A 9,808-nucleotide genomic window follows, 5' to 3' on the forward strand; every position below is an offset into this window, starting at 1 on the left:
ACTTAGCTATTAGTCCTCCTGTACAGCTCTCCGCTACAGCCAGCGATTTTCCTTGTTGCTTTAATACGTTACCTACAATAACCTCAATGTTACCTTCCTCTTCAAAACCAACAAAAACATCTTTAATCTGTGGCAAAAGTAACTGAACTTGTTCCTCTATAGCGTCTTCTAGTTGCTTTTTATTATCTGTTTTACCCGAAATTCTGAGCCTAACACGACCTAAGCTCGGTAAATAAGCAAGCTTTAAAAAATCTGGCAATGCATCTTCCCAGGCTTCTATTCTATTAGCTATAGCACTTTCTCCTAAACCATACGTTAAAACTGTTTTATGTCTTATATGAGGAAACTGGTATTTTGACCGTAAAGCCGGGATAACTGCATTATTAATTAAGGCCTTCATCTCGTAAGGTACTCCTGGCAAAGACACAAAGACTTTCCCATTTTTCTCTATCCACATGCCTGGAGCTGTTCCATGTTGGTTTGTAAGTATTTTAGCTTTTGATGGTACCAAAGCTTGTTGTCTATTTAAGTCTGAAATAGGCGTTGATACATATTTTGAAAACAAATCTTCAATGTGCTCTAATACCTCGTCATTCTTAACCAAAGTATCATTAAAGTACTCGCAGATGGTATGTTTTGTAATATCATCTTTGGTTGGCCCTAAACCTCCTGTAATAATAATTATATCAGCGTTTTCTTCAGCCTCTTTCATAGCTTTTAAGATATGAGCCTTGTCGTCTTGGACTGAGGTAATTTGGTAGATTGAAACTCCTAATTTATTGAATTCTTTTCCTAAAAATGCGGAGTTGGTATCAATGATCTGACCAATAAGGATTTCGTCTCCAATGGTAATAATCTCTGCTTTCAAAAATCAATATCTTTTATAATGCTGCATGTAAAGGTAGTGCTATTAAAAAGTATTCTTAAGAATAAATAACTATAAATTAAAATCGAATTTTATTTCGGCAGTAGCTTTTTCAACTGCTGTTAATACTTTTTGAAGTTCAGTATCAACATTTTTATCGGATTGCTCAAATTTACCCCAATCTTGCACAACAATTAATTCATCAAAAATATCTAAACCAAATAATTCTATGGTTGGCTTCATTTTATGAGCTGCCTGGTATGTTTCATAAAAATCGCCTTCTGGCACAGCCCTTCTTAAACGATCTGCATCTTCTGGCACTTCTTCAATAAAAGCTGCTGCTAATGCCATTATAAAATCTTGGTCATTGTCGGCCATTTCTCTTACGCGGTCTAATTTATAATGTTTTTCCATTTATTTTATTTTAATTGAAAACATTTCTTTGTCTTCTATAAATCCTTTTAATTCATCATTTGCAAAAACCTTACCAACTCCTGCTGGTGTACCTGTAAATATAATATCTCCAATTTTTAAAGTAAAATATTTAGATACATATTCTATTAATTCATCAATCTTCCATAGCATTAACTCGGTACTTGCTTGCTGAACAATTTCGCCATTTTTTTCTAAACTAAAATTTAAATCATTTAGATTATTAAATTCTGATTTAGGCAACCATTTACCGACTACAGCTGCACCATCAAATGCCTTAGCTTTTTCCCATGGTAATCCTTTTGCTTTGAGTTTTGCTTGAAGATCACGTGCCGTAAAATCTATACCTAGCCCAATCTCATCGTAATATTTGTGCGCAAACTTTTTATCTATATACTTACCTACTTTTTTTATTTTAATGAGTACTTCAATCTCATGATGCACATCATCCGAAAACTCAGGAATAAAAAAGGGCATTTTTTTGAGTAATATAGAGGTGTCTGGTTTTAAAAACACTACAGGGTCTGTAGGCTTTTGGTTTTCTAATTCTTTTATGTGATCTGTATAGTTACGACCTATGCAAATGAGTTTCATGTTAACCTAATTAGATTTTTAGAAGATTAGATTACTAGACTAGTCTAGCTTATTGTTAAATTGCCTTAACTTAATTGCTGTTAAGACTTTCTTAGTATACAACGGAAAATCTGCATTAAGCAACCAGCCAAAATAACCTGGTTCTTTTTCCATAACATCAACGACACGTTTGCCTTTGTGTTTACCAAAAGAAAAACAGGCTTCTTCTTCTTTATTAAAAACTAAAAAACCTGCGAAGTCTGCAAACTTTTTACGCGAACTGAATTCTGCTAAAAACTTAGTGTCGTTTTCTAATTCTTGGTAACGTGAGAGCTGTGCTTTAAGGATTTCGTACGTTGCCTTAGTGTCTGCTTCTGCACTATGGGCATCATCTAAATTTTTGTTACAGTAAAACTTATACGCAGCACTTAAGGTGCGCTGTTCCATCTTATGAAAAATAGTTTGTACATCTACCGATTGCCTATTCTTCATATCAAAATCTAGTTCTGCACGTAGCATTTCTTCTGCTAGTAAAGGAATATCAAATCTATTTGAATTAAATCCGCCCAAATCTGAATCTTTAATCAGATTGTAAACGTCTTTAGAGATATCTTTAAAGGTTGGTGCATCAGCAATATCGGCATCCGAGATACCATGTACCTCCGTAACTTCGGGTGGAATAGGAATTGTAGGGTTAACACGTTTAGTATAGGTTTCCTCTTTGCCGTCAACATGGACCTTAAGAATAGAAATCTCTACGATTCTATCTTTTGAAATATTTATTCCTGTGGTTTCTAAATCAAAAAAACAGATGGGCTTGTTAAGCTTTAGTTGCATTTATTTTCGTTTTTATGCAAAGGTAATTGATTGCATTTTAATACACTTAGTACATTCAAAAACTTATATTTTGGTTCTTTTAACCATTAAAGCACACCTATAATCCTTAAAAGAACATTTTAAACAAGTTAACTCTATATTTTTAGCATTCAACTGATATCATGAAACAAACATATTTAATCTGTATAGCCCTCCTCTTTTTTTTAAACCTAGACAGCCAGACGCTAAGTGGAGAACTAAAAAAATGGCATAAAGTAACACTTACCTTTAATGGCCCTACCGTAGATGAAAATGACCAAACTAACCCTTTTAGGGATTACAGAATGATTGTAACGTTTACTGGCCCATCTAACCAAGTATACGTTATCCCAGGATTTTTTGCAGCAGATGGTGACGCTGCCAACACCTCCGCAACTTCTGGCAATAAATGGCGAGCTCATTTTTCGCCAGATGAAGTAGGATTATGGTCCTATACCACTTCATTTAGAACGGGAGCAGATATCGCGGTAAGCACAAATTTAACTGAAGGTAATGCTATCTCATTTGACAATACAAATGGCACCTTAACAATTAATGCTACTGATAAAACTGGAAACGATAACAGAGCCAAAGGAAGGCTTAACTATGTAGGTGAGCGCTACTTAAAGTTTGCTGAAACTGACGACTACTTTATAAAGGTAGGAGCGGATTCTCCTGAAAACTTTTTAGCTTACGATGAGTTTGACAATACCTACGACAACGGTGTTACCAATTTTATAAAGGACTGGTCACCACACATTAACGACTGGACAACTAATGATCCAATATGGCAAACCAATAAAGGAAAAGGCATCTTAGGAGCTATCAATTATTTAGCATCTGAAGAGATGAATGTTTTTTCTTTTTTAACCATGAATGTTAATGGTGATGGTGATGATGTTTGGCCGTGGACAACACCAACAACTGAGGACCGTTTTGACGTCTCAAAATTAGCACAATGGGAAATACTTTTTGATCATGCCGATAAAAAAGGAATGTTTCTGCATTTTAAAACACAAGAACGTGAAAACGATTTATTATTAAATAATGGTAACCTTGGCTTAGAACGCAAACTCTATTACCGAGAGCTTATTGCTAGGTTTGGTCATCACCTAGCACTTAATTGGAATTTAGGTGAAGAAAACACACAGTCTAGCCAGCAGCGTATAGATATGGCGCAGTATTTCTTTGAAACAGACCCTTACAATCACCATATTGTTATACACACCTATCCGGGTGAACAAAATGAGGTCTATAATCCTTTACTTGGTAATGCATCGCAGTTAACTGGTGCTTCAATACAGACCGATATTACTATGGTACACAATATGGTAAAGACTTGGGTACAAAATTCGGAAAACTCAACAAAAACGTGGTGTATAGCTAGTGATGAAATTGGTGATGCAGATGCAGGCGTAGCAGCAGATTTTGATTTTGGAGGTAGAAGAGGAAGCGTTGCTGATAATAGAAAAGACGTAAGAGAACACGTATTATATGGTGCATTATTAGCTGGTGGTTATGGTGTTGAATATTATTTTGGATACAATACGGGCGAAACAGATTTAAGATGTGAAAATCTAAGAAGTAGAGACAATAAGTGGGATGACGCCAGAATTGCACTTAACTTTTTTAAAGACCACATACCTTTTTGGGAAATGAATACTAGTGATGCCTTATTAGACAATACTAGTGCGTATTGTTTTAGTAAGCCAAATGACACTTACCTTGTTTATTTACCCTCTGGCGAAAGCAGTAATATAGACTTAGGTAATACAGGAAATACCTATACCGTTAAATGGTTTAACCCTAGAAGCGGAGGTGATTTACAAAATGGAAATATCACTTCAATAACTTCTAATGGTGGACTTAAATCTTTTGGAAATCCACCAAGTGACCCAACAGAAGATTGGCTTATTTTAATTACTAATTCCTCTGGTACAGTTTACAATTACAGTAACGGTTGGTCACCATCTAACCCAGATGGAGTTTCTAACTTTGCAGACACCATTATTATTGAAAATGGCAATATTACATTTACTGATAACACTAATTGCAACTCAATAATTGTAAATGCTGGCGCAGGACTTACGGTTGATTCTGGTGCTACAATCACGGTTTCAAATGAAATTTTATTGCAATCTAATGCTACAACCTACGCTAGTTTAATATTAAACGGCACAATTAATGGAGACGTTGCATATCTTAGACATGTTAACAGTGCTAATGCAACTGCTCAAAGTCCTTATAATAATGATCTTATAGGCGCACCTCTAGCAGGTGAAACTTTTGGTAATTTTAGAACTTTTAATCCTAACATACAGTCTGGAGAAATTAATGGAGAATTTACATTTCTTTTTGGACCATTTGACAACACTATAAATAATTATATAAATTACCAACTCTCTGAGGACTCAGAAGTTTTATCAGCAGGCAAAGGATTTAGAACAGGATCTACCGATAATGGCACCTATAGGTTTGCTGGTACGGTTGAAACTGGAGATGTAAATATCACTGTTACTTATGGAGGAGCAAGTAACTGGAACCTAATAGGGAATCCCTACCCTAGCTATTTAAATGTGCAAGATTTTTTAAACAATCCCAACAATGCTAACATCATAAATCAGAATTCATTAGCAATTTATGGATACGATGGCACAGCAAGTAATGGCTGGACTATTCTTAATCTAGCCACAACAACTCCAAGTACTGTAATTACACCTGGCCAAGGCTTCTTTATTGATACGCAAAGTACTGGCTTAATCAATTTTTCAAGCACTATGCGTTCTACAGGTAATAGCGATGACTTTATTACAGGAAGAACTTCTAACTCTAATTTTGTCTATCTAAAATTAAAATTAACCACAGACACAGATAGCGATTTTACGGACATTTATTTTAATGATAGCGCTAGTAATGGTTTAGATTTAGGTTATGATGCTTCGGTTTGGAATAATGCTAATAGCGATTTTTCATTACATTCATATCTTGTGGAAAATGACAACAATGTAGCCATAGAATTACAAGCTTTACATAGTAGCGCTGTAAATAACATTACCGTGCCATTAGGTGTTAATACCAATGCAAATACCATTGAGTTTTCAATTTCAGAATCCACTTTACCTAACGAAATTAACGTCTATTTAGAGGATACTGAAACAAATACATTTACCCTATTAAATAATGAAAATGCGATAGTTATTCTTAGCGCTGCTCTAGAAAGTAAAGGGCGTTTCTTTTTACGTTTTTCTAATGAATCCTTAGGTATCACTAATAACAATCTTGATAAATTAAAAGTTTTAACAGATCAAAATACGAATGAAATTTTAGTTTTAGGAAGACTACTAAATTCAACAGAAATTAACGTATACGACACAAAAGGAAGCTTAGTTAAATCTAAACCATTAGACCTCTCAATTAATAAACAACGTATTGATGTATCAGAGCTAGCAACTGGCACCTATATTGTAAAACTTAAAAATAGAAATCATACTACCGCAACTAAAGTAATACTAAAGTAACTTATAATTTATGCCCAATAAAAAAGCACAGTTTTACCTGTGCTTTTTGTGTAAAATAATATCATTTATTTAATAGTTATTATAGCTCTCTATTAGTATCCCAAGCTTCTAAATAATCTTTAACAGCTTTCACAAATTGTCCGCCGAGAGCACCGTTGACTACACGGTGATCATACGAATGCGACATAAACATTTTATAGCGAATTCCTATAAAATCACCCTGAGGTGTTTCTATAACTGCTGGCACTTTTCTTATGGCGCCTAAAGCTAGTATTCCAACCTGTGGTTGGTTAATAATTGGTGTACCCATAATACTGCCAAAAGTACCGACATTTGTTACGGTATAGGTACCGCCTTGTATGTCGTCTGGATTCAATTTATTTTCTCTAGCTCTGCTGGCTAAATCATTAACTTTCTTAACCATTCCAAAAAGGTTTAACTGATCTGCATCCTTTATAACTGGCACAATTAAATTGCCGTCTGGTAATGCTGCAGCCATTCCTAAATTGATATGCTTCTTTTTAATAATGTTATCGCCTTGTACTGAAATATTCATCATAGGAAAATCTCTCAGCGCTTTTGCAACGGCTTCCATAAATATTGGTGTGAAGGTTAAATTTTCGCCTTCGCGCTTTTTAAACTCATTTTTATGTTTGTTTCTCCAGTTCCAAATATTGGTAACATCAGCTTCTATAAAAGACTGCACATGTGCAGATGTTTGTACAGAATCTACCATATGTTTAGAAATGAGCTTACCCATTCTGGTCATTTCTATTATTTCATCATCTCCCGATGCTATAATGGGAGTTGCTTTTTGTTTTTCAATAGGTTTAACTGGCGTAGGAGTTGATAGCTCTTTGTGCTCAATTACTGGCTCTACGTTAGGAGTTACAGCAGGCTCTAACTCACGAGATTTTAAATAGTTTTTTATGTCATCTTTAGTAACACGACCATCTTTACCAGAACCTGGAATCATATCTAATTCTGATTGAGTAATTCCTTCCTTTTTAGCTATGTTTTTAACTAATGGAGAGTAAAAACGATCACCGGAAGATACAACAGGTTCTACTGTATTTTTTGCCGCAGTAACGATTTGTGAAACATCTGCAACGGCTGCAGGCACTTTTTGTTCCTCAGTTGGCTCTGACTTTGGCGTATCTACTTCTTTATTACCCTTACCATCTATCTCTATAATGGCAATAGTTTGTCCTACTTTTACAACATCATCAACTTTAAATAGTTTTTCAACTAACACACCATCAACTTCACTCGGCACTTCGCTATCTACCTTATCTGTAGCAATTTCTAAAACAGCCTCGTCAGCTTCAATAGTTTCACCAACATCCTTTAACCATGAGGTTATAGTTGCTTCCGCAACACTCTCTCCCATTTTAGGTAACTTAAGTTCAAATTTTGCCATATTTATAATATGTAGGTCTTTATTTTGTAATCGGATGCAAAATTAACAAAAAATAGTGTTTTTTACTGATTTTAACGTAATATTTAATTATAGATTAACAACCTCTCCTCTTCCTATGCTACTATCGCTTCCAAGGATAAAATTACTACTTTTTAACCATATTCTATAAGCATTTTGATTTGCTTCTGTATTATCTTTCATTAAATCTATTATCCGCTTATAACTTATAGATTCACTATCGAAAATAATCATCGCTTTTTTTGGTAATTCCTCAAGTTGAGAAATAAATTTTACGGGTTGTTTCAATTTAGTATAGCGTGTTTTGTACTCAGTCTTAGAGACAACAATACTCTTTTCTATATTAACATTTACGGGTTTTAACCTTCTGCTTTGTAATGACGCAAGGTTTAACCCTAACTTTATTAGGTTAGTTAATAACGCATTAGATTTAAAGTGCTTCTCATAAAATATAGCCATAGCACCATAAAATCGTTTGGCATAAATTTTATCCTTTAATGTACTTTCGCCTTTAAAATGAATAATTGTTGTATGACCGCAATAGTAGTTTGTATACCCTGCCTTTAAAATTTTATAACTTAGATCTATATCTTCACCGTACATAAAATAATCTTCATCAAAACCCTTTACCTCATCATAAATACGCTTTTTTATAACCATAAAAGCCCCTACAAGTATGTCTGCTTTACCATTAGCATTAGGTTTTAATTGGTTTAAATAGTAATTATCTGTCTTACCTATAAGCTTTTGAAAAGCAACATTTGGCGTTGGTATTTGTCGTTTACTTTCTGGTAAAAATTTACCTTGCCCATCGATAAGTTGACACCCAATAATTCCACAATTAGGTTTTGTTTCTGCAAATTCAATAATCTTACCAAAGGTATCTTCCGCAACTACTGTATCTGGATTTAGAATACATAAGTATTCTCCCTTAGCCGCTTTAACTCCAATATTATTACCTTTTGAAAATCCTGAATTGTTTTTATTTTCAATCAGTTTTACCTTAGGAAATAATTGTTTCACCATCTTACAGCTATCATCAGCAGAGTTATTATCTACGACAATAACCTCAGCATCTATGTTATGTATAGCAGCTTCGACACTTCTGAGGCAAAGTTCTAAAAAATAACGAACGTTATAATTGAGTATGATGACTGATAACTTCAAATTATCATTAAGATTTTAAAGACGTTTCAAAAGGAATACGATCTATAATACTACGCCCTAAAGTAATTTCATCGGTATATTCTAATTCGTTTCCTGCAGCCACACCTCTGGCTATTGTAGAGATTGCCACATTATAATCTTGAATTTGTCTAAAAATATAAAAGTTGGTTGTATCACCCTCCATGGTAGGACTCATGGCAAAAATTAATTCTTTAACCAGGCCAGATTTTACCTTATCAACTAGAGAATTAATATTTAATTCTTGTGGTCCAATGCCGTCCATTGGAGATATTTTTCCTCCCAAAACATGGTACAAACCTTTAAAAGAACTCGTATTTTCTATCGCCATAACATCTCTTATATCTTCTACTACACAGATTAATTCTTTATTACGATTAGGGTTTTCGCAAATTTCGCAAACACTCTTATCACTAATATTGTGGCAAGATTTACAGAAATTAATATGGGCTCTAACTTTAGTTAATGCTTCTGCCAACTGAAATGTTTGATGCTCTGGCTGACGTAATAAATGTAAAACTAATCGTAGCGCAGTACGTTTACCAATGCCTGGTAATTGAGACACCTCATTCACTGCATTTTGTAATAGTTTTGAAGAAAATTCCATAACTACGAAATTAAGGTTTATTAACAAAAAAGCCCAAATGATATCTATATCATTTGGGCTTTTTTAAGGTTTTTATTATTCTATTCTAAAATAAGTTTCTTGGTGATTTCGCCTTTTTCACTATTAAGTTTTACGAAGTAGACACCAGATTGAAAAGCAGAGACGTTTATTCTTAAGCCATTATAAAGGTCTAAGTTTTTACCATAAAACATTAGTTTTCCTAAAGTATTATATATTCTAATACTTACGTCTGAGAGTTTATTGGACTTAAGATTAACTTCATTAGTTGCTGGATTTGGAAACATTGAAACATCATCAATTTTTAATTCATCTAA

At 34.0% G+C, this 9,808-nt stretch carries 9 protein-coding genes; 1 reads left to right on the forward strand and 8 read right to left on the reverse strand.

Annotation, left to right across the window (positions count from 1 at the left end):
- From Q0800_RS08685 to Q0800_RS08700, 4 genes are all read right to left on the reverse strand, one after another.
- The coding region (locus Q0800_RS08685) for a CinA family nicotinamide mononucleotide deamidase-related protein (RefSeq protein WP_299128954.1) at positions 1 to 868 on the reverse strand (868 nt) is incomplete at its 3' end.
- 69 nt (positions 869 to 937) lie between these two features.
- A complete protein-coding gene (locus Q0800_RS08690) occupies positions 938 to 1,279 on the reverse strand; it encodes an Hpt domain-containing protein (protein ID WP_299128955.1) in 342 nt (113 codons plus the stop codon).
- Positions 1,280 to 1,891 carry a fumarylacetoacetate hydrolase family protein gene (locus Q0800_RS08695; RefSeq protein WP_299128956.1) on the reverse strand — a complete coding sequence of 204 codons (612 nt, stop codon included), beginning with the start codon at positions 1,889 to 1,891 and terminating at the stop codon, positions 1,280 to 1,282.
- Between the two features lie 39 nt (positions 1,892 to 1,930).
- Positions 1,931 to 2,707 (reverse strand): 3'-5' exonuclease, encoded by a 777-nt coding sequence (locus Q0800_RS08700; protein ID WP_299128957.1) that lies wholly within the window; start codon positions 2,705 to 2,707, stop codon positions 1,931 to 1,933.
- A 161-nt stretch (positions 2,708 to 2,868) separates the two neighbouring features.
- On the opposite strand from Q0800_RS08700, the gene Q0800_RS08705 reads away from it, so the two are divergent.
- Positions 2,869 to 6,243, forward strand: coding sequence for a DUF5060 domain-containing protein (locus Q0800_RS08705; protein WP_299128958.1), 3,375 nt, complete (start codon positions 2,869 to 2,871; stop codon positions 6,241 to 6,243).
- A 79-nt stretch (positions 6,244 to 6,322) separates the two neighbouring features.
- Here Q0800_RS08705 and Q0800_RS08710 read toward each other — a convergent pair whose 3' ends face one another.
- The 4 genes from Q0800_RS08710 to Q0800_RS08725 all read right to left on the reverse strand — a co-directional run.
- On the reverse strand, positions 6,323 to 7,663 hold the full coding sequence (locus Q0800_RS08710) for a dihydrolipoamide acetyltransferase family protein (protein WP_299128959.1): 1,341 nt from the start codon (positions 7,661 to 7,663) through the stop codon (positions 6,323 to 6,325).
- 87 nt (positions 7,664 to 7,750) lie between these two features.
- Complete coding sequence (locus Q0800_RS08715; RefSeq protein ID WP_299128960.1) at positions 7,751 to 8,848, reverse strand: glycosyltransferase family 2 protein; 1,098 nt, start codon at positions 8,846 to 8,848, stop codon at positions 7,751 to 7,753.
- Between the two features lie 7 nt (positions 8,849 to 8,855).
- Entirely contained in the window at positions 8,856 to 9,473 is a 618-nt protein-coding gene (recR, locus tag Q0800_RS08720) for a recombination mediator RecR (RefSeq protein ID WP_299128961.1), read from the reverse strand.
- Between the two features lie 80 nt (positions 9,474 to 9,553).
- Positions 9,554 to 9,808 (reverse strand): T9SS type A sorting domain-containing protein (locus tag Q0800_RS08725; RefSeq protein ID WP_299128962.1); only part of this gene is annotated, 255 nt, incomplete at its 5' end.

Origin of the sequence: uncultured Winogradskyella sp. (genome assembly GCF_937958655.1) — a bacterium.
Lineage (GTDB): Bacteria > Bacteroidota > Bacteroidia > Flavobacteriales > Flavobacteriaceae > Winogradskyella.